Origin of the sequence: Vreelandella neptunia, from assembly GCF_034479615.1 — a bacterium.
Taxonomy (GTDB): domain Bacteria; phylum Pseudomonadota; class Gammaproteobacteria; order Pseudomonadales; family Halomonadaceae; genus Vreelandella; species Vreelandella neptunia.
The window spans coordinates 3,936,576-3,961,394 of the sequence record NZ_CP140255.1 but is presented as its reverse complement, the minus strand read 5'-3'; the positions used below and the strand labels follow the sequence as shown (position 1 = coordinate 3,961,394).

Here is a 24,819-nt window from a genome sequence, read left to right as displayed (position 1 = left end):
ACGATGTATATTGCCATGAACCGTTTTCGGATTGCCCCAGGCCGTGAAGAGGATTTTTTAGAGGTGTGGCGTAACCGCGACTCTCACCTGGATGAAGTGCCGGGCTTCAAACAGTTCAAGATGCTGCAGGGCGAAAGCCAGGAAGATCACACCGTGTTTATCTCCCACAGCGTGTGGGAATCGGAAGAAGCCTTCCGCGCCTGGACTAAGTCAGACGCGTTCCGGAAGGCCCATGCCAATGCCAAGTCACCCGAAGGTATTTATCTTGGCCCACCTAAGTTTGAAGGTTATGAGGTGGTGCTGTAAGGCGGCACGGCTAAACGAAGCAGGTTGTCAGCGGGGTAGTTGCCCCGCTTTGGGCACTTTAAAACAGCACCAAGCCAATAGAGAGCAGCACGCTGTAAAGCAGCGTTGAAATGGCCGTCTTCTTCAGCATATTGGTTAGCATCTCGCCATCACGGGTATGGCTTAGCGTTTTTGCAGCATCAGTCAGTGGTTTGGTCACCAGCAGGCAACTCCATCCCACCCACGGCACCGGCAGCGCAACTAAATAGATCAAGGTAAGCAGCAGCGCTAATCCCAGCAGCGCCCAGTGGTAGCTAATCGCCTTAGTGCGGCCAAGCCGCACCGCCAGGGTGATCTTGCCGTTAGGAGCATCGCTTTCGATATCGCGTACGTTATTGACATTGAGCACGGCGGTGGCCAGCAGGCCGCAGGCGGCGGCAGGTAAAAACGGCAGCCAGCTTAGCTGCTGTACATGTAAATAGTAGGTGCCCAATACGCCAAGCAGACCAAAAAATACAAAGACCGCAATGTCCCCAAACCCTCGGTAGCCGTAAGGGGTGCCGCCAAGCCCAACGGTATAGGTCACTGCTGCCAACAGGGCGGCAGCCCCTAATAAAATGAAGATGAGAATCTGCCCCCACTGATTCCCAAACGCGGCGACCAGCAGTAACAACCCCAATAACGCGGCAACTGTAGCCGCGACGATCATTCCCGTGCGCATCTTTTCCGCGGTAAGCAAACCAGAAGAGACCGCTCTTGCAGGCCCTATACGCTGTTCGTCATCGGCACCCGATGCGGCATCACCGTAATCGTTGGCTAAATTAGACAGCACCTGTAGCGCAATGGCGGTCAGCAGGGCCAGCACAAGTACAGTCATATTAAGAGCATCCACACTCGCTGCTAGCCCACTGCCCAGCAAAATAGAAGCGCACGCCAGCGGCAGCGTTCGGGGGCGAGCGGCTAATACCCAGGCTTGGTAGTGGCGGCGCTTACTATTTTGTCCCATTCCGTTGATATTCCTGTTGACCATTTTCATTTAATAAACATTCGGCAATGTATGATTAAGTGTGGAAAAGTAGATCTAAGTCAAAATATGCCGCGTCATCTTGTCCCACACTGCAAGCACCCTTGAGTAGGAGTTTACGCGATGATTGGCGACTTATTTAGACATAACAAATATATGGCGGTAGTTTGGTTACTTCTACGGCTCTATTTAGGCATCACCTGGCTAACCTTGGGCATTGGTAAAATGACCGGCGGCTTTAACGCCGAGGGCTTCTTAAGCAATGCTGTTGCCAACCCTGTGATGCGTGAGGGAAGCGCGGTTTACCCTAACTATGTTGCCTTTCTAGAGAATTTTGCGCTGCCCAATGCGGATGTCATTAATTTCATTATACCGTTGGGAGAAGTGTTAGTGGGCCTGGGGTTGATCGTTGGTGTACTGACCTCATTTGCTGCGTTTTTTGCCATCATGATGAACATGTCGTTTTTGATGGCAGGCACGGTGTCCACTAATCCATGGATGATTGCGCTGACGTTCTTTTTACTGGTGGCGGGTGCCAATGCAGGGCGGCTTGGCGGTGATCGGTGGGTGCTACCTTATATAAAGAAGAAGCTAGGCTTAACGTACCAAGCTGGCGTTAGCAGGTAATTGAAAACGCTGGCCTAACAGGCGAACTATGCAATCTAACCCTATTGAAGCCCTCAAGCATCAGCTTGATACGCTTTGTGAAACCGATAAAACAGGGTTTATCCGCCTAACTATCCCCTGCCAGGTGGGTAACCTGATGGGGTGGCTAAACGTGCAGAGCGTTTATCCCCGCCTCTATTGGAAGGCGCGTGATACGAACACCGTTGAGTGTGCGGTGTTGGGGGCGATTAAGGCGTTTGATTCGTTAGCGGCGCTGCAGGCGGATCTTGCTGTGCTGGCTCAAGCAGGCGGCCAACAGCCCAACTATTTTGGCGGCATGGCCTTCGACCCTGGTACGCCGGGGTGGGAGCACTTTCCAGCCTGCCACTTTTTGCTGCCGCGTATCGAGCTTAAACGCCATCAAGGTGGCGCGACGCTATCACTTAATCTACGTTTCGATGACCGCTCCCCCGGTGCCGAAATCACCCAGGCTTATGCCTGTTTAGACGCGTTGGTAGCAGAGCAGCCGCTGCCTCGCCTGCAGCCTTTGGTTTACCAGCGTGAAGATCGCCCTAGCCAACAAGAGTGGGTGGCTTGGGTGGGACAGGTGACGAACCCCGACCACCTAGTGCATACGCCCAAGGTGGTGCTTTCCCGGGAGACCTGCCTGACGACCCCTGAAACGCCTAGCCCTTGGGCGCTGCTAGCCCGCTGGCAGGCCGGTGCCGCCGACTGTTTTCACTTTGGCGTCCAGTTTACCCCCCAGGAAGCCTTTATCGGCTGTCCGCCGGAACGGCTCTACAAGCGTGAAGGACGGCATTTAATGACCGAGGCGCTGGCGGGTACCACGCGTCGTGGGCAGGATGCCCAACAAGATCAAGCGCTTGCCGATGAACTGCTTGCCGATAAGAAAAACAGTCTGGAAAACCAGTGTGTCTATCAGCAGCTTTTGACCCAGCTTGAGCCGCTCTCTTCTCAAGTCCAGATGGGCGAGGCGCATATTGTTAAGCTGCGCTCGGTGCAGCATATCCGTCGTCTGATTCACGCCGAGTTACACCGAGACGTCACCGACCAGCAGTTGCTGGCAGTGCTGCCGCCTACCCCGGCGGTAGGCGGTGTTCCCCGCAAGTCGGCGCTGGCATTTATTCGCCAGCATGAGCTTCATCAACGCGGCTGGTATGCGGGCGTTTTCGGCCGAATCAGCCACACCAGCAGCGATTTGGCCGTGGCCATTCGCTGCGCCCATATCGGCCCAGAAGCGATTCGCCTTTATGCCGGTGCAGGCATTGTGGCAGGCTCCCAACCAGACGAGGAGTGGCACGAACTGGATACGAAAATTGCTGACATTATGTCGCTGCTTGGGATGGGATAACGTAGATGACAGCACTGACATCGGACGGTTTTACGAAGAGTGGTTTTTTGAAAGAGTACGCCACTTTTAATCATGTATGGGCGACGCTGATGCTGGAAGAACTCTACCGCTTAGGCGTGCGCGTCGCAGTACTGGCGCCAGGTTCTCGTTCATCGCCTTTAACCATGGTGGCCAGCGAGCATGCCGGGCTGCGCTGCCACTGCCACTTTGATGAGCGTGGGCTGGGGTTTATGGCGCTCGGTACTGCCCGGGGCAGTCAGCGCCCGGTCGTCATTATCACTACCTCAGGCACCGCTGTAGCCAACCTTTACCCGGCAGTGGTGGAAGCCAAGCTGCTCGGCGTACCGCTGATTGTGCTCTCTGCCGACCGCCCCATTGAGCTGCTGGATAACGGCAGCAATCAGGCGATTGACCAGCGGGATATGTTCTCCCGCCACACCATTGTTCACCACGATCTGCCGCCGCCGGATGCTGAGATAAAAGCAGCGTTTTTACTTAGCACGCTTGACCAAGCGGTTGATCAGCAGCGCCGCACACCGGGGCCCATCCACATTAACTGCCGTTACCGTGAACCGCTTTATCCCGGTAACTGCTTGGTGGATGCAAGTGAATATCTCTCTCCGCTCGGGCGCTGGCTGATGACTTCAAAGCCGTGGAGTGATTGGCCGATAAGCACGTCGATGCCAACCTTCAAAGACGATTGGAAAGCGTTTGCCCAGCAGCGGGGCCTGATTGTTGTAGGCCGGATTGAAGACAGTTCTGATAATTCCCAGCAGGCGCTGCAGATTGTTGAGCTATCCAAGCAGTTGGGCTGGCCGCTGCTGGCCGACATACAGAGCCAGGTTCGGTTTGACCCTCACAACCTAATCCATTTTGACTTGGCGCTGCATGATGAGCGTTTCAGCGCTGAGCTCGCCAAAGCCGAGGTGTTGCTACAGTTTGGTGGCCGGTTAATCTCCAAGCGATTAAGCCAATTTATTGCCCAGCAGCCCTGGCAGGATGTCTGGTTGGTTGATTCGTTGCCCCAGCGACTGGATCCCGACTACTGCGTTAAGCGCCGTTTGATATGCTCGCCCGCCAGCTTTATAGATGATTTGCCAACGATACCTGAGCAGCCTCCCTGGCATCAGCTGGCTAGCCTCCAACGACGCACTACTCAGCTTGTTGAAGAGCGCTGTACAGCCTTCTCAGAGCTGGGAGTTTGTCACCTTTTAGCGCAGTTGGCTGAAGGCCAGTTATTTATAGGCAACAGCCTACCCGCGCGGCTAATGAATATGCTGGGTACGCATCGCCAAACGCCGCTACGGGTATTGGCCAATCGCGGCGCTTCTGGGATTGATGGCTTAATTGCCACCGCTTTTGGACTCAGTTGCACACGCTCGGAGCCCACCACCATTGTGCTGGGAGATACCAGCGCACTCCATGACCTCAATAGCTTGGCGCTGCTGAAACAGGCCTCCCAACCTCTGGTGGTGATTATCCTTAATAACGATGGCGGCAGTATTTTCCATATGCTGCCGGTGCCTAAAGAAGGCGATCTGCTGGCGCGTTATTATCGCCAGCCTCACGGCTTGCACTTCGAGCATGCGGCGAAGATGTTTGGACTTGGCTATTTCGCGCCAGAGTCACTGGATGCTTTTATAGCGGCCTACACTCAGGCCCTGCTGGCGGACGTTACGCTGATTGAGATTAACGTACCTCATCAGCAGGTGGCCGATGATCTCAAGCATCTTGGCGCAGCGATTCGAGAGGAGCCGCGTGGGCAGTAAACTTCAAACGCAGGCGCCGACTCTGGTATTGCTCCACGGCCTGCTGGGCGATGCTGAGGACTGGGTTGAGGTCATCGCTGGCTTGGAAGGCATTCACTGCCTCGCGCTGGATTTACCCGGCCACGGCCAGAATCACCATGTGCAGGTAGGCTCTTTTGAGGCCTTTCACCACTGGCTGGGCGATACGCTGATAACTCACGGTGTTCGCCGTTACTGCCTGCTGGGGTACTCCTTGGGCGGGCGCTTGGCGCTGTACCATGCCAGCCGTCAGCCACCGGGGCTGGATGCGCTCTGGCTGGAAAGTGCCCACCCAGGGCTGCCTGCCAGTGAGCGCTCTGCCCGAATTGCTCACGATGAGCACTGGGCAACACGCTTCGAGCAGGAACCATTGGAAAACGTACTTGCCGACTGGTACCAGCAGCCGGTGTTCGCCGACTTAACCGACGCCCAGCGCGCTCGGCAGATTCAGCGTCGGCTAGCGAATCACGGGCCAGCCATCGCCAGCATGCTGCGAGCAACTTCCTTGGGTCAACAGCCTTTGCTATGGCAGTGGCTGGAAAATACCACGCTTCCGGTGGGGTACTTTTCGGGGCAGCGGGATGCCAAGTTCCACTCTTTGGCTACCTATCTAGCAACGATGGCCCCGCGACTGTGCCATATCACGCTGGAAGGGGGCCACAATCTTCATGCTGAGCAACCGGAGATGATTGCTCAGCAGCTCAACGCTTGGCTAAAACACTGATCAGCTGATCACCATTAACCAGGGCAGGCCGATCACCAGCCAAACCACCAGGAAGAGCAGCCCGAAGATCGCCCCTAAGCGCCAAAAGAGCGCGCTGGGCAGGTAGCCGCTGCCGTAGTAAACCGGGCTGGGGCCAGTGCCGTAGGGGGTGAGGATGCCCATAAAGCCAAGTGTGGGTAGCAGCAGCAGAACAAACATCTGCATATCCAGCCCGGCAATGCCTGATGCCGCGGCCAGAATCACCGGCAGCAGGGCGGTAACGTGGGCCGTCACGCTGGCAAAGAAGTAGTGCAGTAGATAGAAAATGACCACTAGCGCCACCATGGCCACCAGTGGGTCGAAGTGACTTATCTGACCGCCAACCACATTGCCAAACCAGTTAACGAAGCCTACTTGGCTAAGCCCGCCCGCTAGTGCCACCAGGGTGGCAAACCATACAAAGGTATTCCAGGCTGCTCGGTTATCGAGAATATCGCTCCAGGTCACAATACCGGTTAACAGCATGCCGCAGATCACCACTAGGCCCACGAGTGAACCAGAGATAACACTGCCGGCAAAAATCCACAGCAGCAGGGCGGTGACCACCATAGCGACCAACATTATTTCATGGCGGGTCAGTGCCCCCAGCTTGGTTAACTCCTTTCCCGCCCAGTCGGAAATTTCATCGCCTGCCTTCACTTCGGGGGCGCATAGCCAGTAGCTCAGCAGCGGCACCAGCAGAAGCAGCAGGATGCCCACCGGCACGACCGCCATAAACCACTGTCCCCAGTTGATTTGGATGCCAGTGGTGCTTTCGGTGAGCGCGATAGCCAATAAGTTGGGGGCCAGGGCGGTCAAAAATAGCGAGCTGGTTACGCAGGTCGAGGCCAACGCGGTCCACATCAAAAAGCTACCCATGCGCTTCATGCTGGGGTCATTGGGGTGCGAATCGTAAAGCGGCGGTAGATTGCGAATCACGGGATAGATCGTGCCCGCACTGCGCGCGGTATTCGAGGGCGTAAACGGCGCCAAAATGCCATCGGCAATCATCACCGCGTAGCCAAGGGTCAAGGTGCGCCTCCCCATGGCTTTGACCAGCCAGAGCGATATCCGCCGCCCGAGCCCGGTTTTTTCGTACCCCAGGGCAAACATAAAGGCACCGAAAATTAGCCAGACGGTGGAGTTGGTAAAGCCTGACACCGCCCAGGAAAAGGCTTGGCCCGCGGCATTAAATCCGTCAGCCGCTAGTTGCTCCGGCGAGAACAGCACCCACCGGGAAAGCAGTGCCACCAGGGTAACGCCGACCAGACCCACCACTGCGCCCGGCAACGGTTCAAGAATAAGGCCAACGACACAGCCGAGGAAAATGGCGAAAAAGTACCACGCATGAGGTGAAAGCCCCGGGGGGGTGGGTATTAGCGCGACGATGATAGCGATTGCTAGCGGCGCTAACAGTTTCCATCGCGGTGAGGGTTGAGCATTGGTCGTCATGCAGCACCTCTCTTCAGTGTTAGTAGTGTGCTCTTTTTTTGCTTGGTGGGCAGTGGTCTGCCCGGCAGTGAGTGACTTGAAGAGTAGGCGGTGCAGCACTAGGGTAAAAGCGATGCTAGCTCGATTCCTTCCTTTCTTGATGTACATCAATAGTCCTTTGGACTAATGAACAGGGCCTTCCTCTTGTATGGTAAGTTCGAAGACACAAGACGGCAGCGCAGATTGCCGCCAGTACCACCTTTGACTTGGCTAATGAAGGGGCTTTTCATGCAGCAGCGAGATTTCGATATCGTCATTGTTGGTGGGGGTGGTGCAGGCTTGCGCGCTGCTATCGGGGCTGCCGAGCAGGCCAAGGAGCAGGGCACTCCCCAGCGCATAGCGCTGCTGTCCAAGGTTTACCCCATGCGATCCCATACCGTGGCGGCTGAGGGCGGCGCTGCCGCCGTCACCAGTGCCGAAGATTCCCACCAGGCGCATTTCGATGACACAGTGTCAGGCGGTGACTGGCTGGTTGAGCAGGGCGTCGTCGACTACTTTGTCCATCACGCTTATCAAGAGCTGGTGCAGATGGAGCGTTGGGGCTGTCCCTGGAGCCGTAAAGACGATGGCCAAGTGCAGGTGCGCCGCTTCGGGGGCATGAAAACCGCACGCACCTGGTTCGCCGCCGACAAAACCGGCTTTCATATGCTCCACACCCTGTTTCAGACCTCGCTGAAATACCCAGAGATCGAGCGCTTTGATGAGTTCTTCGTGCTTGATCTGGCGGTACATGAAGGTGCGGTAATTGGCGTGATTGCCCTGCAGATCGCCACCGGTGAGTTAACTTTGCTGCGCGCTAAAGCGGTGATTCTCGCTACCGGCGGCGCAGGGCGTTTGTTCCGCTTCAATACCAACGCGGGCATTGTCACCGGCGACGGTATGGCGATGGCCTATCGTCACGGTGTGGCGCTGCGGGATATGGAGTTTGTTCAGTACCACCCCACCGGCCTGCCTGGCTCCGGCATTTTGATTACCGAAGCGTGCCGGGGCGAAGGCGGCATTCTGCTCAATAAAGAAGGCTACCGTTACCTGCAGGATTACGGCCTTGGCCCAGAAACCCCGTTGGGCAAGCCGGAAAACAAATACATGGAGCTGGGGCCGCGGGACAAACTCTCCCAAGCCTTCTGGCAGGAACAGCAGGCGGGCCGCACCGGCAAGTTTGGCGACAGCGACGTGGTTTATCTTGACCTGCGTCACTTGGGTGAAAAGTACATTCTGGAGCGCCTGCCGTTTATCTGCGAACTGGCTAAATCTTATATCAATGTCGATCCTGTTAAAGAGCCCATCCCTATTCGCCCGGCGGTGCACTACACCATGGGCGGAATCGAAACCGACCCTCAGTGCGAGACCTCAATCGCCGGGCTCTACGCCGCAGGAGAGTGCGCCTCTGTCGGTTTGCACGGTGCCAACCGGCTAGGCTCCAATTCGCTAACCGAGCTACTGGTGTTTGGCCGCTTAGCCGGTGAACAAGCCAGCAAGCGCGCAGCACAAACCGAGTGGGCGGAGATGCGCCTGCTGGAAGCCCAGGGTGACCGCCAACAAGCAAAACTGCTGCGCCTTTGTGACGGAAACGGAAGTGGGGAGAACTGGGTCGAGCTCAAGCGCGCCATGGTGCAGGCCATGGAGAGCGGCTGCGGTATTTACCGCACTGAAGAGGGCATGCGCCATTCGCTTGAGACCATGCGCCAACTGCGCGTTCGCTTCAATGAGATACGCGTTAAAGATACCAGCAAGATATTCAATACCGAGCTGCTGGAGTGTATCGAGCTTGGCTATGGGTTGGATATTGCCGAAGCCTCTTGCTTGAGTGCTCTTGAGCGCCGTGAATCCCGCGGTGCCCATCAGCGCCTGGATGAAGGCATGCAGAAACGCGACGACGTTAACTACCTCAAGCACAGCCAGGTGTTTTACCAAGGCGAGGCGAATGCCGAGCTGCACTGGCAGGATGTCGATGTGCGGTTCTCCGCACCGGCTGAGCGGGCCTATGGCGATGCAGGCAAGGGGGGCAAGGCATGAATACTCAGCAGATCATCACCAAACACATCAGCGTCAAGCGCTACATGCCCGACAGCTCGGCTGAACCCTATTGGCAGCAGTACGAACTGCCGGTGGACGACAGCACCTCGCTGTTGGATGCCCTAAACCATATTAAAGAGCAGCTCGATAGTACCTTGAGCTACCGCTGGTCATGCCGAATGGCGATTTGCGGCTCCTGCGGTGTGATGGTGAACGGCATTCCCAAGCTCGGCTGTAAAACTTTCCTGCGCGATTACGAAGGCGAGATCCGCATCGAGCCACTATCCCACTTCCCGGTGCAGCGGGATTTAGTAGTGGATATGGAAATATTCCTTGAGCACCTGGCGGCGGTTAAGCCCTACCTGATCGATGACAACCCAGTAAAACCCTACGACCCCCAGGCACCGGAAACCTATCAGCAGTCTCCCGAACAGCTCGCCCGCTATAAGCAGTTCGCCAACTGCATTAATTGTGGTCTCTGCTACTCCGCCTGCCCGCAGTTTGGACTTAATCCTGAGTTCCTTGGCCCGGCGGCGCTAACGCTGGCCCACCGTTACAACCTGGATAGCCGCGACCATGGCAAGAAGCAGCGTATGGCCGAACTTAACCGCCATGAGGGGGTGTGGAGCTGCACCTTTGTGGGCTTCTGCTCCAAGGTTTGCCCCAAACACGTTGATCCGGCCGCTGCTGTGAATCAGGGCAAGGTCGAGGCAGCCAAACACACACTCATTGCGCTGTTCAAAGGGTAGGGGAGGAACGTCATGGATAAATTATCAACACAACGCCTGCCGCCACTGAAACGCAACTGGTGGCTGAAACACCGCTTCTTTAAACTCTATATGCTGCGCGAAGCCACGGTGCTGCCGCTGGTGTTTTTTACGCTCTGCTTGCTTGCCGGTATGGTTGCTCTTCTTCAAGGAGCAGAAAGTTGGCAGGGGTGGATCGCCTTTATGGGCTCTCCCATCGTATTAGTGCTGAATCTTCTAGCGCTCGCCGCTAGCCTGTTTCACGCCGCCACCTTCTTTGTGCTGTTTCCCCGGGTAATGCCGCTGCGTATCGCCGGGCGCAGCCTGCCTGATCAGGCCATTGTTGCCGGACAGTGGGCGGGAGTGGTGGTCGTTGCGCTGCTATTTTTCTGGCTACTGGGGAGGGCCTAAGTATGGAAAAAATAGCCATGAATAAACACGACAATCGGCATAAACAAGCCATTGATGAGCCGCTTTGGTGGGGGCTGTTTAGCGCGGGCGGCGTTTGTTTTGCCGTCTTGCTGCCCGCCGTGATTCTCTTTATCGCCGTTCTACTGCCCCTTGGCCTGCTGCCTGCCGAAGCGCTGAGCTATGAGCGCGCATCGGCACTGCTGTTTAGCGTACCGGGCTTTCTGTTTGTTGGGGCGGTGGTCTGTTTGCCGCTCTTTCACGCCGCCCACCGCCTGCGCCATGGGATGTTTGATATCAGCGTGGGTAATGACTCAATCAACAAAAAACTAATGTACGGTGGGGCTGCGTTGCTTAGTATTGTGGCGCTGGGTTTAGTCGTGGCGGGCTTCCTGGGTTAAACGGCTCGCTGCAAGCATTTCGCCTCAACAGATAAAAAGAGACTGGCATGATCAACGGACTCACTGAAACGGAACTCTATGCACCAGTCGAGTGGCAGGATCGCTCCGATGGCTATCAGGATATTTTGTACCACACCACTGCCGATGGCATTGCCCGCATTACCATCAACCGGCCAGAGGTTCGCAACGCCTTTCGCCCGCTAACGGTTAGCGAGATGGCCCAAGCGCTTAACCGCGCCCGCCACGACAGCGCTATTGGCGCCATTCTGCTGACTGGCGCAGGCGACAAAGCGTTCTGTTCCGGCGGTGACCAGCGCATTCGCGGAGACTATGGCGGCTACCAGGATGAAGAGGGCACCCACCACCTCAACGTGCTGGATTTCCAGCGCGATATTCGTACCTGCCCTAAACCGGTAGTGGCGATGGTGGCGGGCTACGCCATCGGCGGCGGCCACGTGCTGCATCTAATGTGCGACCTGACCATTGCCGCCGACAACGCGATTTTCGGCCAAACAGGCCCTAAAGTCGGCTCCTTCGATGGCGGCTACGGCGCTTCTTATATGGCGCGCATTGTGGGCCAGAAAAAAGCCCGGGAGATCTGGTTTTTATGCCGCCAATATAGCGCCGCCCAAGGGCTGGAAATGGGGCTGGTGAACCACGTGGTGCCATTGGACGAACTGGAAAAAGAGAGCGTGCGCTGGTGCCGGGAAATGCTACAGCACAGCCCCATGGCGCTGCGTTGCCTAAAAGCCGCGCTCAATGCCGACTGCGACGGCCAGGCCGGGCTGCAGGAATTGGCGGGCAATGCCACCATGCTCTACTACATGACCGAAGAGGGGCAGGAGGGCCGTAACGCCTTTAACGAAAAGCGCCGCCCGGACTTCTCCCGCTACCCGCGTAACCCTTAATGCAGCTGGCGCTCTATCGCTACTCCCTCCCGTTCCTCCAGCCGTTAGTGTTTAAAGGAGAGCGGCTGGCGAATAGAGAAGGGCTGTTAGTTTCCATTAACGGGCAGTGGGGCGAGATTGCCCCGCTACCTGGCTTCTCGACTGAAACGCTGGCGGAAGCTGAAGCCGAAAGTCTGGCCTGTTTGGCTGCGTTGAGCCGAGGCGAAAAAGTCTCCCCAGCACTGCAATCGGTGCAGTTTGGGTTTGACTGCGCCCAACGCTCTTGGCCAAGCAATCTTCCTGCTTCTTTGCCGCCCTACCCGTTGCTCCAGGGTGCGCCTGCCGCGCTAATCCAGTCTCTTCCAACCGCCGATTGGCAAGCGTCGCCACCGTCTCGGCTTAAGCTAAAGGTGGCGCGCTATGCTATGGAAGAGGAGCTAGCGCTGATCGAACAGCTTGCCGCCCGGCTGCCGACGACCAAGCTGATTCTGGATGCCAACGGCGGCTGGACACGGCAAGAAGCTCAGCGCTTCTGTGAGCGCCTGCCCCTTAAACAGATCGACTACCTGGAAGAGCCCTGCGCTACCTTCGCTGACACTATCGCTGTTGCAGAAGCCACCGGGGTGGCCATTGCCCTGGATGAAACGCTAACGCGCGGGGAGGAGTGGAACTATCACCCGCAGCTTAAAGCCCTGGTGATCAAACCCTCGCTGGTCGGCTCGCTAAGCATCTGCGGGGCACTCGTTCAACGAGCAAGGGCGGGTAACCTTCGCGTGGTGATCTCCTCTAGCTTTGAGTCCGATCTGGGCCTTGGGCTGTTGAGTCGGCTGGCTAGCGTGTGGGCGCCCGATGAGCCGCCGGGGCTGGATACTGGCCACTGGCTTACCGAGCGCGTGACCACTGCAACGGGCGAAGTGATGACAGAAAGCTTGCACTGCCTTTCTAACATGGAAAATTCAGCGTGAAAGATACTTGCCCTATTCACTACTGGGCCAAAGAGGCCCCGCAGCATATCGCCATAGAGGCGGGCTCGGTAAAGCTTAGTTACCTAACACTCAATCGCCGCGTCGCATCTTTAGCGCAGCAACTGGCTCGGAAAGGTTTTGTGCCAGGTGATCGGCTAGTGGTTCCTGCAAAAGGCTCACTTGAGTCTTTGCTGCTGGCGTGGGCCTGCCTGCGGGCTGGGGTTGTTTTCTGCCCGCTTAACCCTGCCTTTCCTGTTGCCCAGCAGCTCGACATGGCCAAACGCTTGCAGGCTGGCAGCGTTTGCCAAACGGAAAGCGTCGACGATTACTCCTCCCAGCTAACGTCGATTACCCTGGATTTCCTGGCGGAAGCTGATGCAGATGAGCCTCCGGCGCTCGATGGGCGCCAGCTGTGCAACACCATTTTTACCTCAGGCTCCAGCGGTACGCCCAAGGCGGTGCTGCATCGCGTGGCCAATCATTTGGCCTCCGCTCGTGGCTCGGCGTCGTTTATTCCCGTTGATCAAAACAGTGGCTGGCTACTCTCGCTGCCGCTGTTTCATATCGGTGGCTACGCTATTCCGTTCCGCGTTTTTATGGCCGGTGGGCGGATTATTCTTGATGACGAGCCGCACACGCTTCCCGCACGCCTTGAGCAACAATCGATTACCCACCTTTCACTAGTGCCTACTCAGCTTTGGCGGCTGCTGAAGGCGGGCTTTTCGCCCCAGCGCACGCAGTTGCGCGAGCTGCTACTGGGCGGCGCGGCGATTCCCGCTCCGTTGGTTGCAAAGATGACCTCCTTGGGGCTAACACCGAAGGTTAGCTATGGGTTATCGGAAATGGCCAGCCAGGTTTGCACTGGTATACCCACCGCACCGGGCGTCGTCGGTAAGGCGTTGCCGGATCGTGAAGTGAGGGTTGTTGAGGGTGAGATACAGGTGCGTGGCGAGACCCTGTTCTGCGGTTATTTGAATAACGGCGAGATTGATCCAGCCCTCAATGACGAAGGCTGGTTTGCCACCCGCGACAAGGGGCACTTCAATTCGGAAGGTGCGCTGGTGGTGGAAGGTCGGCTCGATAACGGCTTTATCTCCGGTGGCGAGAATATTCAGCCAGAAGCAATCGAGCAGCGCTTGGTCGACCACCCCGGCGTTGCCCAGGCGCTAGTGGTACCGGTGCCCCACCCCGAGTGGGGGGAGCGCCCGGTGGCGTTTATCGATTGGCATGGAGAAGGCGTGACAGAACAGGCGCTAAGCACTTGGGTACGCGAAGCGCTACCCGGCTTTATGGTGCCCGATGCCTGGCTAGCTTGGCCGCCTGGAGTGGGCTTTAAACCCTCCCGCACGCGGTTTGCTGAGCTGGCGCGGGCACGCGTGGATTTTACCGTTTAGCGGCGCAACCCATTGGTGACTTAATACCTATTCCGCTAGGCCAGCAGCGTCCAGCATGGCGTGGAGCAGAACGTTACAGCCTGCATGAACGTGTTCCGGCGTGGCGCTTTCGATCTCGTTGTGACTAATGCCGTCCTTGCAGGGAATAAAGATCATTGCCGCAGGAGCTACGCGGCCTACAAACATCGCATCGTGGCCCGCGCCGCTGATGATGTCCATATGCGATAGGCCTAGCTGCTTCGCCCCTTCACGCACCGCATCAACACACTCTTTGTTGAAGTGTTCCGGGGCAAAATCCGCTGTGGGCGTTAATTCATATGCCAGCCCGTGGCGTTGGCAAATGTCTTCCACGGCGGCGGCCACCGCTTTGCCCATTGCGATAAGGGCTTCAGGCTCCCAGTGGCGCATATCCAGAGTCATTTTAACCTGACCGGGAATCACGTTACGTGAACCGGGGTGCAGCGTCATGCAGCCCACCGTGCCACGGCCGTGGGGCTGATGTTCAAAGGCGATACGGTTGAGCGCTTGGGTGACTTCGGCTGCGCCCATCATAGCATCCCGACGTAGGTTCATCGGTGTAGGGCCTGCGTGGGCTTCAAGTCCAGTCAGCGTTAAGTCGAACCACTTCTGCCCAAGTCCGCCGATAACCACACCAATAGTGGTGTCGGTATCTTCCAAAATCGGGCCCTGTTCAATGTGTGGTTCAAAGTAAGCTTTGATCTCATCTGGCGAGACGCTGTCGCAGCCGCGGTAGTGAATGGCGTCCAGGGCATCGCTTACCGTGACGCCATCAGCGTCGGTGCGCGCCATCATGGCGTCAAATTCCAGCTCGCCGCTGAACACCCCGGAGCCCATCATGCAGGGCGGAAAGCGACAGCCCTCTTCGTTAGTCCAGGCTACGACTTCGATAGGGGATTGCGTGGTGATGTTGTGCTGGTTAAGGGTGCGGATCACTTCCAGGCCAGAGAGCACGCCGAAGCAGCCATCGTACTTGCCGCCGGTAGGCTGGCTATCCAAGTGGCTGCCTGCCATGACAGTTTTGGCGTTGGGGTCGCTGCCTTCCCGGCGGGCAAAAATATTGCCGATATTATCAATCCGTATCGTGCAGCCCTCGGCACGGCACCACTGGATAAAGAGGTCACGCCCCTGGCGTTCTAGATCGGTAAGCGCCTGGCGATTAACGCCGCCTTTAGGGGTGGCGCCTAGTTTGGCCATCTCCATTAGTGCTTCCCAGAGGCGGTCACTGTCAGTGCGCAAATCAGCTGTAGCGATTTTCGGTTCAGCAAACGAGTTCATATGACTTCCTTTTATTGAGCACGGAGGAAGCTGGCGACTCCCCGATTATTGTTTGGCTCATTGCTAGAGTAGAGATAAAAAAGCCGACGTTACGTATAGATTCTCTAACGTGAACAAAAGAAAAGCGTAATTTTATAAACGTGTTTGCTGGCGCATGCTGAGACCAAGTCTTATAGCGATGGAGCTGGACAGCATGTTTGGAATAAAAAGCAAAACGAAGCCTGAAGCATCGAGCTCTTCTATGGAGGAGGGGTCTTCTAAAACGGCGCTTAATCAGCACTACTGGATGCCGTTTAGTGCTAACCGCGACTTCCATGCCAATCCGCGGGTTATCGCCGGGGCGGAAGGGCGCTACTACATTGATGACCAGGGCCGTAAGCTGTTTGATTCGCTTTCCGGGCTATGGACCTGCGGCGCGGGGCATAACCGTGAAGAGATCCAAAAAGCCGTAGCGGCACAGCTAGGCAGTCTCGACTTTGCACCTGGTTTTCAAATTGGCCACCCGCTGGCGTTCAGACTGGCGGAAAAGGTGGCCAGCCTTACGCCATCCGGGCTGGATCATGTGTTTTTCACCAACTCAGGTTCGGAAGCCGCTGATACCTCGGTGAAGATGGCCAAGGCCTACTGGCGGCTAAAAGGTAAACCTGAGAAGACCCGCATGATCGGCCGCGCCAAGGGCTACCACGGGGTGAATATTGGCGGTACCAGCCTGGGCGGGATTGGTGGCAATCGCAAACACTACGGCCAGTTGATGGACGTAACGCATCTGCCGCATACCCTTCAGTCTGGTCACGCCTACACTCGTGGCCAAGCGGAAACCGGTGCCGAGCTTGCCGATGCATTGCTCGATCAAATCGCCCTGCACGATGCCTCCACCATTGCGGCGGTGATTGTTGAGCCAATGTCCGGCTCTGCGGGTGTTATCGTGCCGCCAAAAGGCTATCTGGATCGGCTGCGTGAGATCTGTACTGCCCATGACATCCTGCTGATTTTTGACGAAGTGATTACCGCCTTTGGGCGCAGTGGCGCGACCACCGGCGCCCAAGCCTTTGGCGTAACGCCGGATATCATGAACGTGGCGAAGCAGATCACCAACGGCGCCATCCCCATGGGCGCAGTGATCGCTTCCAGCGAGATTTTCGACACCTTTATGCACGCCGGTGGCCCCCAACACGCCGTTGAATTCCCCCATGGTTACACCTACAGCGCCCACCCAGTGGCCTGCGCGGCGGGTCTGGCTGCGCTTGAGATGATGGAGCGAGAAAACTTCCCAGCTCAGGTTAGCGCCATCGCACCTGCCTTTGAGCAGAAACTGCACGCCCTGAAAGGCCGCAATCACGTTGTCGATATTCGTAACTACGGCTTAGCGGGTGCCATTCAGCTAACGCCACGGCACGGCGACCCCATCATTCGCCCGAGGGATGCTCATATGGCGCTTTGGGAGGCTGGCTTCTACGTGCGCTACGGCGGCGACACTCTGCAGTTTGGCCCTCCCTTTGGCACTACCGAGGCCGAGCTGGAGCGCTTGTTCGACGCGGTGGCCACCACCCTGGATTCGTTAGCCTAAGAGTCGTTGGCATAACCGACTGACCTAAATTTCAGAGAGTTTAAATATGAGTGTTGTTTCCCACCTGATCAACGGCGAGTTAGTTGAAAGTAAGCGCACGCTGGATGTGACCAACCCTTCAACGGGTAAAGTGATTCGCCAAGTGGCTGACGCAGATGCCGCCGATGTAGAGCGCGCCATTGCCGGCGCCCAAGCGGCGTTTCCCGCCTGGCGAGATACGCCGCCCGCTAAGCGCGCCCAGGTGATGTACCGCTTTAAGCAATTGCTCGAAGATAATGCTAACCGCTTGGTACAGCTGGTCAGCGAAGAGCACGGCAAAACCCCCGAAGATGCCATGGGCGAACTCAAGCGCGGCATCGAGAACGTCGAGTATGCTTGCGGTGTGCCGGAGCTGCTAAAAGGTGAGTACTCCCACAATGTAGGGCCGGGCATTGATGCTTGGTCAAACTTCCAGCCGTTGGGTGTGGTGGCAGGTATTACCCCGTTTAACTTCCCCGCCATGGTGCCGCTGTGGATGTATCCCATGGCGATTGCCTGCGGTAATACCTTCATCCTTAAACCTTCAGAGAAAGATCCTTCAGCGGCCATGGCCGTAGCTGAACTGCTTCAAGAAGCGGGGCTACCCAAAGGTGTCATGAATGTAATTCACGGCGGGCGCGAAGCGGTGGAAACGCTGTTAGATGCCAAGGCCGTTAAAGCCATTTCCTTTGTTGGCTCAACGCCAGTTGCCGAAGCGATTTATTCGCGCGGTTCCGCTGCGGGTAAGCGCGTTCAGGCATTGGGTGGGGCGAAGAACCACGCGGTAGTGCTGCCGGATGCCGACCTGGAGAACGCCGCCAATACCTTAATGGGCGCAGCGTTTGGTAGTTGTGGCGAGCGCTGCATGGCGATCTCGGTAGCGGTCTGCGTGGGCGACCAGACCGCAGAGCGTTTGGTTGAAACCCTACTTCCTAAAATCGCTCAGCTAAAAGTTGGCCCCGGCACCAAGCGGGATCTGGATATGGGGCCACTGGTGACGGCGGAGCACCGCGATAAAGTACTTGGCTACATCGAAGATGGCGTAAGGGCTGGCGCGACGCTGGTCGCCGATGGCCGTGACCTGAAAGTCGCAGGCTTCGAGGAAGGCTATTTTGTGGGTGGCTGCCTATTCGATAACGTCACCGCCGAAATGCGCATTTACCAGGAAGAGATCTTCGGGCCAGTGCTCTGCGTCATGCGGGTCGCTAGCCTGGACGACGCCATGCAACTGATCAACGACCACGAGTACGGCAACGGCACCTGCCTGTTCACCCGCGATGGCGAAGCTGCCCGTCGCTTTACCGATGCTATCGAGGTTGGCATGGTCGGGGTGAACGTGCCGCTACCAGTGCCCGTGGCCTACCACAGCTTTGGTGGTTGGAAGCGCTCGTTGTTTGGCGACTTGCACGCCTACGGGCCAGACTCGGTGCGCTTCTACACCCGCCGGAAAGCAGTTTCTCAGCGCTGGCCATCCGCGAGCGAAGCGACACGGGCGGAGTTCTCGTTCCCTGCCAATCAAAGTTGACGTTCTAAGGTAAATAGGAGATCTTCTCAGCACCGTCGTTCTGCGACGGTGCTTTTTTTGGTGCCATCTTCGACGTAAGGGACGAGTACAGCGTGGCAAGAACCCAGGACGAAATTCGCCAGACCAACGTTAAGAAGATTCTTCAGGCGGCAGAGCAACTGTTTGCCGAAAAGGGTTATGCCGGTGCTTCCATGGGCGAAATCGCACAACTGGCAGAGATCCCCAAGTCCAACGTGCACTACTACTTCTCGACCAAAAAAGCGCTGTATCAAGATGTTCTGTTAGAGCTTCTCGAGGTGTGGAAACAGGATGCGCTCTGCTTCGAGCTCTACGATGATCCTCGCGTGGTGCTTTCCACCTATATTCGCGCCAAGATGAACCACTCCCGCAACCGCGCCCACGGCTCGAAAGTTTGGGCGGCCGAAGTCATGCAGGGCGCGCCGATCCTTAAAGAACGCCTGCGCGACAACCTTTATGAATGGGCCAAGCTGAAAGAGTCGAAAATTCGCGAGTGGGTCGAGTCAGGTCAAATCAACCCCGTCGAGCCTTCATACCTCCTTTATATGATTTGGGCCTCCACCCAGCACTACGCTGATTTTGACTACCAAATCTGCTTGCTTAATGACGACCAACCGCTGGACGACTTACAGTTCGAAAAGGCCGTGCAGTCGGTGACCTCGGTGATTTTGCGCGGGATTGGGTTGACGGCGTGAGCAGCACTCAACGACTGAGCTGCACAGACGTATCAAACTTATGCCGCTTACGTGACAGTAGCGTGCGGAACTTACGCATATTGTCGTCGCCATAAAGTACGCGATCGCAGAAACGGTCGTACTCATCTAAATCAGCGACTGTCACTATCAATACAAAATCACACTCGTCGGTTACCTGATAGCACTGCTTCACTTCAGGGGCGCTCAGCGCTGTTGTTAGAAAACGCTGGTAGAGTGATTTTTTATCCCGCTCCATGGTGACTTCAACCACCATGTGTAGGCACTGCTCTAGGGCGTCAGGGTTGAGTAGTGCTACCTCCTGCTCAATGATTCCAGCGCCGCGTAATCGATTAACGCGCTTTAAGCAGGCGGAAGGTGAAAGTCCTATCTTATCTGCTAGTGCTTGGTTGGTCAGGCTGGAGTTACGCTGAAGCTGATCAAGGATTCGTCGATCAATGGCGTCCATGAAATAAAATGTCCTTCCTGAGCTCATAAAGAACGAATAGTGATTGTTAGTGCGGAATTGAAAAGAAGATTCTGCGTGAGCCCCATTATCATAACCGTTGTTCTAAGGATGGCAACGGAGGCTTGATGCAGATAACAATTCATCATCTATTGGCTTGGATAACCCACCTATTAAAAGATGCGCTGCGCGTGTACCTGACGTTGCTCAAAATCCTGATTCCGGCATTGCTTATCGTCAAAGCATTAGAACTCTTGGGTGTCATTGGCTGGCTGGGAACGGTATTGGCTCCATTAATGAGCATACTCGGCTTGCCCGAGCAGTTGGGCGTTGTGTGGGCGGCGGCGCTCTTTACCAACTTGTACACCGCCATTGTGGTCTTTCTTCAAGTAGCCGGTGATATGCACTTGAGTACCGAGCAAGTAACGGTGCTGGGTGCATTGATGCTGATAGGGCATTCGATTCCTGTTGAAGGGGCTGTCGCCAAGCGCGCTGGCGTACCGTGGTGGGCTACGTTACTCCTGCGCGTAGGTGGGGCTTTGCTGCTTGCTTGGCTCTTGCACTGCTTCTATTCGTATTTTGGTTTGTTGCAAGCGCCAGCAGCACTGGTATGGCAACCAAGCTTGTCACCAGCGCCGACGCTAAGCAACTGGGCTATAGCACAGCTTGAAACCCTAGCGCTTATCTTTGTGATTATTTTAGCGCTGATTGTGCTCCTAAAACTTCTGAAAAAGCTCGGCCTGGAGCGCTGGATTCATCTTGGCTTGCTACCACTACTCAAACTATTAGGCATTGGCCGTTCGGCGGCTAACGTTACCGTGATTGGGTTCACGTTGGGATTAAGCTACGGCGCAGGGTTGCTGATTCGGGATGTGCAAAACGGTGCGCTTAACAAGCGGGATAGCACGCTTGCACTGTGCTTTCTCGGCCTCTGTCATAGCGTTATAGAAGACACGCTGCTTATCTTGATGCTCGGGGCCGATATAGCGGGCATCTTGTGGGCAAGGTTACTCTTTGCCGTTATTGTCACCGCGATGATTGCCCGTTGGCCTAGGTTCATTGCTCGATTAGATGAACGAAAGCGACAGTAAACCCCTTAGCCAAGTTTTCTTTGTTTGAACACCACTTTGTCGTTGGTGATCAGACCTAGCCGACCAAAATGGCAGATTTTGTAAGACATTCGCTATTGGTTTTGTAAGATATCTCTTAAAAATCGATGACTGAATTGATTTCGCTAGGAGATGCTGTAGTTTTTCTTGGCGTTGCTAGCAGAGCTAAAGTCTCGAGCAATAAATGGCATCGACTTAATACGACTTTTTATTGAAAAGCCCTTTCTCAGCAAAATGAAAAGGGTTGATCACTCATGGCGGCATTCAGTATTGATGGCGCTTATATTTAGCCTTACCGGGTTTTCAGCCTGGATTCAACTAGTAAGTGCAGCACCTGCGGTTTCTAGTGCTCCTAAGTATTCGCCTAAGAACACCTGCGCTGGGGTTCGGTATCCCAGTCGCTTCCTTGGTCTATCGTTTAGCTTATTGACGACACTTCGTAGCTCGGCATTGGTCACTTTGCGAAAGTCAGTACCTTTAGGAAAATACTGCCTAATCAGACCATTGGTGTTTTCATTAGTACCACGCTGGCATGAGCGGTACGGGTCGCAAAAATAGGTCTTAGCCGAGACGGCCTTGGCAACTTTCCGGTGCTCAGCGAATTCCGACCCATTATCCAAAGTGATGGAGTGCACTGCCCCTCGGCGTGGTGCCAATAACCGCGTCATTGCCTGAGCCGTTCTAGTGGCGGTGATTGTTGGCAGCCGCGCTGCCAAGAGGTAGCCACTGCGTCTTTCGACCAGGGTCACCAGTCCAGATTCTTTGTGGCCCTTAAGCACCGTGTCGCCTTCCCAATGGCCGATATGGCGCCGTTCTTCCACCTTGGCAGGGCGCTGCTCAATGCCTACTCGGTGCGGGATTTTGCCTAACCCCGCCCGCTTAGCCAATTGGCGCTGATAGCGCCGCTGGCGTGGCAGTCGGAGCCGTTTCCATAAGGTTCCACCGTGCTTCTTGTCGTCCCAGATTAACGCATAGATCCATTGATGGCTTACGCAGACCCCGTTGGCATTGGCCATGAAGCCACTGATTTGCTGAGGGCTCCATTCGTCCATCAATTGGTCAGTGACCCAGCGAATCAGGCTGGGCAGCCGCTTCGTCACTTTCCAGGCAGTGCGTCGACGCTGATCACTTGCCGATTGAGCCTGTTCAGGCGCATAACCACTGGTCAGACCGTTGCGCTTTATCTCGCGACTAATGGTACTGCTATGGACACCAATCGCCTTAGCTATCTTTCGCTGGCTAATGCCGGTCTCAAGATAGGCAAAAATTTGGTATCGTTGGCTCTGGGTCAGTTGTCGGTATCCCATGCTCTGCTTCACTTTGGTAGGTAAGGCAGAGAGGGTACCGGCGCTGACCCTCCTGCCTCTACCTTGTGGTCCAAAGTGCTGCGGTTATTCTATGAATCCAGGAGGCGCATGCCCCTATTTATTTCGATTATCACCAGCTTTCCTACCGTCATCTTTACGGTACTACTAAGTGTTGCCGTTCTTTACTGGTTAGTTTCGCTATCGGGATTGGTCGATAGCGACGTAGTCGAGGGTGATGTTGGCGAAGGCGGTTCGCTGGCGTTGGGCGGTTTACTGGCGACGCTGGGCTTACACGGCGTTCCCCTGCCGCTAGTGATTACGCTGCTGGCATTAACCGGCTGGCTGTTTAGCTATTTTGCAATGCTGTTGTTAGGAACCCACCTAACCCCAGGCCTGTTGCTGTGGGTGTTTAATAGCGTCGTGCTGATATTAGGGTTTGTTGTCGCCACTATCGTAACGTCCTTTCTGATTCGCCCTTTGCGGCCCCTTTTTCGACCCGCTCAGCACCTGCCTATTGAGCAGCGTTTGACAGGTAAGCAGTGCACGGTTCGCTCGGCAGAGGTGACAAAAGAGAAAGGTCGCGCCGATGCGCATATCGATGGCGATCATCTTATTTTGCAAGTGCGAAGCGACTCAGCGCTGGTGCGCGGCGAGCGCGCCATCATTATTCAGTACCTGTTGACTGAAGATGCGTATTGGGTGGTATCTGAAAAAGATTTTGAAGCCGGCTTAGCCGATTAATTGCCTTGGTGCAGGAGATAAAGATGGATTTGTCGTGGATCATGCCACTACTGGTGACTGTCAGTGTGATTGTTATTGCACTGCTTGCGATACTGGCACTGTTTAAAGCCTTTTATCGAAAAATAGATCAAGGCCAGGCATTAATCGTTAATGACCTTTCCTCAACGCCCAAGGTTTACTTTACCGGGGCTATGGTGCTGCCCGTTGTTCACCGTTCCGAAACCATGAAGGTGTCGGTGATCACCCTGGAGCTTAATCGTACCGGGAAAGAGGGGCTGATTTGCCGCGATAATTTGCGTGCCGACATTAGCGTAGCATTCTACCTACGCGTCAATGCCACTGCCGAAGACGTCTTGCGCGTTGCTAAATCCGTTGGCGTAGGTCGTGCTTCCGATCGCGATGCCGTTAATGAGTTGTTTAACGCCAAGTTCAGTGAAGCATTGAAGACCGTCGGTAAAAAGATGGACTTCATGCAGCTCTTCGAAGAGCGCCAGCAGTTCCGCGACGCCATTGTTGAGACCATTGGTCAGGATCTTAATGGCTATATTCTCGAAGACGTTGCCATTGATTATTTAGAGCAGACGCCAAAAAGCTCGCTGGATCCGAACAATATTCTGGATTCAGAAGGTATCAAATGCATCACCGAGATTACCGCCCGGCACAATGTTGAAACCAACCGCCTGGAGCGCGACCAAGAGCTGGAAATTCAGCGCAAAAATGTATCGGCTCGTGAAGCCGCATTAGAGCTTGAGCGAACTCAGGCCGATGCCGAGGCGCGTCAGCGTCGTGAAATCGAAAGCCTGCAGTCTCGTGAGCAGTCTGAAGCCGAGCAGGTGCTTCAGCAAGAACGTGCGAAAAGCGAAGCCGCGCGGATTAAAACCGATGAAGAGCTGGCGATTGCCGAAGAGAACAAGCAGCGCCAGATCGAAATGGCCACCAAGGCCCGCGAGCGTGCGGTACAAATCGAAGAGGTGCGCATTCGTCAGGCGAAAGAGCTTGAGGATGTGACCCGCGAGCGCGCGGTAGAAATTGAACGAATCGGTATGGAGAAAGCGCTGGAAGAAGAGCGCAAAGAGATTGCCGACATTACCAGCCAGCGTATTGCGGTTGAGCGCAGCGTGGCTGAAGAAGAAGAGAATATTAACGATGTGCGCAACCGCGCTGAAGCTGAGCGTCAGAAGGTCACACGCCTGACCGCAGCTCAAGCCGAAGCGGAAGAGCGCAAGCTCAAAGAAGTGCGCGCCGCGGAAGCAGTCTTCGAGCGCTCCAAGCTGGAAGCGGAAGAAGCGGTTATTCGCGCCCAAGCTGATCTGGATGCGGCAGAGAAGAAATCCGCCGCAGAAGAGAAGCAGGCGCGTGGCCAACAAGCACTTGCCGCGGCAGATGGGTTGGCCGAAGCACAAGTGCTGGAAGCACGTGCTCACGCCCAGCGCAGTGAAGGCTTTGCCCAGGCCGAAGTTAAAACGGCCAATGCGAAAGCTGATGAAGATGCCGGACTGGCGGAAGTGCGTATTCTTGAACAGCGCCTTGAAGCCGAGGCCATGGGCGAGGAAAAACTGGGCACCGCAAAAGCACAGGCTCGGGAAGCAATGGCTAAAGCCGAAGCGAATGGCTTGGTCGAAAAGCTGCGCGCTTACGACAATATGTCCGAAGAGGCTCGCCACTTCGAAGAGTTCCGCATGAACTTGGAAGTCCACGAGAAAGAAGTCATGGCGCAAATCGAAGCCCAGCGCATCGGTATGCTCGAAAATGGCAAAGTGATGGCTGCCGCGATGCAAAATGCCAAGTTTGAGCTGATTGGTGGCGACAGCGATGTGTTTGAAAAGCTCACCGCCGGCCTAGGCTACGGTAAAGCAGTGCAAGGCGTGCTTGATAAATCGCCGGCGCTGCAAGCCACGCTGGCTGGCTTGGCGAGCCGTGCTATGAACCCAGGCAAGTCTTCCGAGTCTGCCTAAA

Annotated in this window: 23 protein-coding genes; 18 read left to right on the top strand and 5 right to left on the bottom strand. The window is 55.8% G+C overall.

The features are described from left to right. Window positions 1-3: 3 nt before the first annotated feature. The gene (hmuQ, locus tag SR894_RS18370; protein WP_022521683.1) at window positions 4-306 is read left to right on the top strand and encodes a heme-degrading protein HmuQ; all 303 of its coding nucleotides are present in this window, start codon (window positions 4-6) and stop codon (window positions 304-306) included. Between the two features lie 58 nt (window positions 307-364). On the opposite strand, the gene SR894_RS18365 is transcribed toward hmuQ, so the two are convergent. Further along, window positions 365-1,291 carry a 1,4-dihydroxy-2-naphthoate polyprenyltransferase gene (locus SR894_RS18365; protein WP_223288440.1) on the bottom strand — a complete coding sequence of 309 codons (927 nt, stop codon included), beginning with the start codon at window positions 1,289-1,291 and terminating at the stop codon, window positions 365-367. A gap of 141 nt (window positions 1,292-1,432) precedes the next feature. On the opposite strand from SR894_RS18365, the gene SR894_RS18360 reads away from it, so the two are divergent. From SR894_RS18360 to menH, 4 genes are read left to right on the top strand one after another with little or no spacing between them, the layout of a single operon-like run. Beyond that, window positions 1,433-1,936: a DoxX family protein gene (locus tag SR894_RS18360; RefSeq protein WP_223288439.1), complete on the top strand. Its 504-nt coding sequence runs from the start codon at window positions 1,433-1,435 to the stop codon at window positions 1,934-1,936. 28 nt (window positions 1,937-1,964) lie between these two features. Next, entirely contained in the window at window positions 1,965-3,287 is a 1,323-nt protein-coding gene (locus tag SR894_RS18355; RefSeq protein ID WP_223288438.1) for an isochorismate synthase, read from the top strand. A 5-nt stretch (window positions 3,288-3,292) separates the two neighbouring features. Next, complete coding sequence (menD, locus tag SR894_RS18350) at window positions 3,293-5,056, top strand: 2-succinyl-5-enolpyruvyl-6-hydroxy-3-cyclohexene-1-carboxylic-acid synthase (RefSeq protein ID WP_223288437.1); 1,764 nt, start codon at window positions 3,293-3,295, stop codon at window positions 5,054-5,056. Then, a complete protein-coding gene (gene menH / locus SR894_RS18345) occupies window positions 5,046-5,798 on the top strand; it encodes a 2-succinyl-6-hydroxy-2,4-cyclohexadiene-1-carboxylate synthase (RefSeq protein ID WP_290279439.1) in 753 nt (250 codons plus the stop codon). The genes menD and menH overlap by 11 nt, the downstream gene beginning before the upstream one ends. Here the strand turns inward: menH and SR894_RS18340 are convergent, their stop codons facing one another. Next, window positions 5,799-7,268, bottom strand: coding sequence for an anion permease (locus SR894_RS18340; RefSeq protein ID WP_223288435.1), 1,470 nt, complete (start codon window positions 7,266-7,268; stop codon window positions 5,799-5,801). A gap of 267 nt (window positions 7,269-7,535) precedes the next feature. Here SR894_RS18340 and frdA point away from each other — a divergent pair, with 267 nt between their 5' ends. The 7 genes from frdA to menE are packed head-to-tail and all read left to right on the top strand — an operon-like array spanning window position 7,536 to window position 14,124. Then, on the top strand, window positions 7,536-9,323 hold the full coding sequence (gene frdA / locus SR894_RS18335) for a fumarate reductase (quinol) flavoprotein subunit (protein WP_223288434.1): 1,788 nt from the start codon (window positions 7,536-7,538) through the stop codon (window positions 9,321-9,323). Continuing rightward, the gene (locus SR894_RS18330) at window positions 9,320-10,072 is read left to right on the top strand and encodes a succinate dehydrogenase/fumarate reductase iron-sulfur subunit (protein ID WP_133731416.1); all 753 of its coding nucleotides are present in this window, start codon (window positions 9,320-9,322) and stop codon (window positions 10,070-10,072) included. Before frdA ends, SR894_RS18330 begins: the two co-directional genes overlap by 4 nt. Window positions 10,073-10,084: 12 nt before the next feature. Then, window positions 10,085-10,480 carry a succinate dehydrogenase/fumarate reductase transmembrane subunit gene (locus SR894_RS18325; protein ID WP_223288433.1) on the top strand — a complete coding sequence of 132 codons (396 nt, stop codon included), beginning with the start codon at window positions 10,085-10,087 and terminating at the stop codon, window positions 10,478-10,480. Window positions 10,481-10,497: 17 nt separating this feature from the next. Further along, the gene (gene frdD, locus SR894_RS18320; RefSeq protein ID WP_227405921.1) at window positions 10,498-10,878 is read left to right on the top strand and encodes a fumarate reductase subunit FrdD; all 381 of its coding nucleotides are present in this window, start codon (window positions 10,498-10,500) and stop codon (window positions 10,876-10,878) included. Between the two features lie 47 nt (window positions 10,879-10,925). Continuing rightward, window positions 10,926-11,786 carry a 1,4-dihydroxy-2-naphthoyl-CoA synthase gene (gene menB / locus SR894_RS18315; RefSeq protein ID WP_223288432.1) on the top strand — a complete coding sequence of 287 codons (861 nt, stop codon included), beginning with the start codon at window positions 10,926-10,928 and terminating at the stop codon, window positions 11,784-11,786. Next, window positions 11,786-12,730: an o-succinylbenzoate synthase gene (gene menC / locus SR894_RS18310; RefSeq protein ID WP_223288431.1), complete on the top strand. Its 945-nt coding sequence runs from the start codon at window positions 11,786-11,788 to the stop codon at window positions 12,728-12,730. Before menB ends, menC begins: the two co-directional genes overlap by 1 nt. Further along, window positions 12,727-14,124, top strand: coding sequence for an o-succinylbenzoate--CoA ligase (gene menE / locus SR894_RS18305; protein WP_223288430.1), 1,398 nt, complete (start codon window positions 12,727-12,729; stop codon window positions 14,122-14,124). Before menC ends, menE begins: the two co-directional genes overlap by 4 nt. Window positions 14,125-14,151: 27 nt before the next feature. On the opposite strand, the gene SR894_RS18300 is transcribed toward menE, so the two are convergent. Then, on the bottom strand, window positions 14,152-15,420 hold the full coding sequence (locus SR894_RS18300; protein ID WP_223288429.1) for a Zn-dependent hydrolase: 1,269 nt from the start codon (window positions 15,418-15,420) through the stop codon (window positions 14,152-14,154). A 193-nt stretch (window positions 15,421-15,613) separates the two neighbouring features. Here SR894_RS18300 and aptA point away from each other — a divergent pair, with 193 nt between their 5' ends. The 3 genes from aptA to SR894_RS18285 all read left to right on the top strand — a co-directional run bounded on the left by aptA (window position 15,614) and on the right by SR894_RS18285 (window position 19,243). Then, window positions 15,614-16,987, top strand: coding sequence for an omega-aminotransferase AptA (gene aptA, locus SR894_RS18295; RefSeq protein ID WP_223288428.1), 1,374 nt, complete (start codon window positions 15,614-15,616; stop codon window positions 16,985-16,987). Between the two features lie 46 nt (window positions 16,988-17,033). After that, the gene (locus tag SR894_RS18290; RefSeq protein WP_223288427.1) at window positions 17,034-18,530 is read left to right on the top strand and encodes a CoA-acylating methylmalonate-semialdehyde dehydrogenase; all 1,497 of its coding nucleotides are present in this window, start codon (window positions 17,034-17,036) and stop codon (window positions 18,528-18,530) included. Between the two features lie 92 nt (window positions 18,531-18,622). After that, a complete protein-coding gene (locus SR894_RS18285; protein WP_223288426.1) occupies window positions 18,623-19,243 on the top strand; it encodes a TetR/AcrR family transcriptional regulator in 621 nt (206 codons plus the stop codon). Window positions 19,244-19,250: 7 nt separating this feature from the next. Here SR894_RS18285 and SR894_RS18280 read toward each other — a convergent pair whose 3' ends face one another. Further along, window positions 19,251-19,709 carry an Lrp/AsnC family transcriptional regulator gene (locus tag SR894_RS18280; protein WP_223288425.1) on the bottom strand — a complete coding sequence of 153 codons (459 nt, stop codon included), beginning with the start codon at window positions 19,707-19,709 and terminating at the stop codon, window positions 19,251-19,253. Window positions 19,710-19,834: 125 nt separating this feature from the next. On the opposite strand from SR894_RS18280, the gene SR894_RS18275 reads away from it, so the two are divergent. Further along, the gene (locus tag SR894_RS18275; RefSeq protein ID WP_223288424.1) at window positions 19,835-20,797 is read left to right on the top strand and encodes a nucleoside recognition domain-containing protein; all 963 of its coding nucleotides are present in this window, start codon (window positions 19,835-19,837) and stop codon (window positions 20,795-20,797) included. Between the two features lie 332 nt (window positions 20,798-21,129). Here the strand turns inward: SR894_RS18275 and SR894_RS18270 are convergent, their stop codons facing one another. After that, window positions 21,130-22,122, bottom strand: a complete 993-nt coding sequence (locus tag SR894_RS18270; protein ID WP_223289247.1) for an IS30 family transposase — start codon at window positions 22,120-22,122, stop codon at window positions 21,130-21,132. Window positions 22,123-22,230: 108 nt separating this feature from the next. Between SR894_RS18270 and SR894_RS18265 the strand changes: the two genes are divergently transcribed. Both SR894_RS18265 and SR894_RS18260 read left to right on the top strand, forming a co-directional pair. Beyond that, on the top strand, window positions 22,231-22,863 hold the full coding sequence (locus SR894_RS18265) for a hypothetical protein (RefSeq protein WP_223289132.1): 633 nt from the start codon (window positions 22,231-22,233) through the stop codon (window positions 22,861-22,863). 23 nt (window positions 22,864-22,886) lie between these two features. Beyond that, a complete protein-coding gene (locus SR894_RS18260) occupies window positions 22,887-24,818 on the top strand; it encodes a hypothetical protein (RefSeq protein WP_223289131.1) in 1,932 nt (643 codons plus the stop codon). Window position 24,819 lies beyond the last annotated feature (1 nt).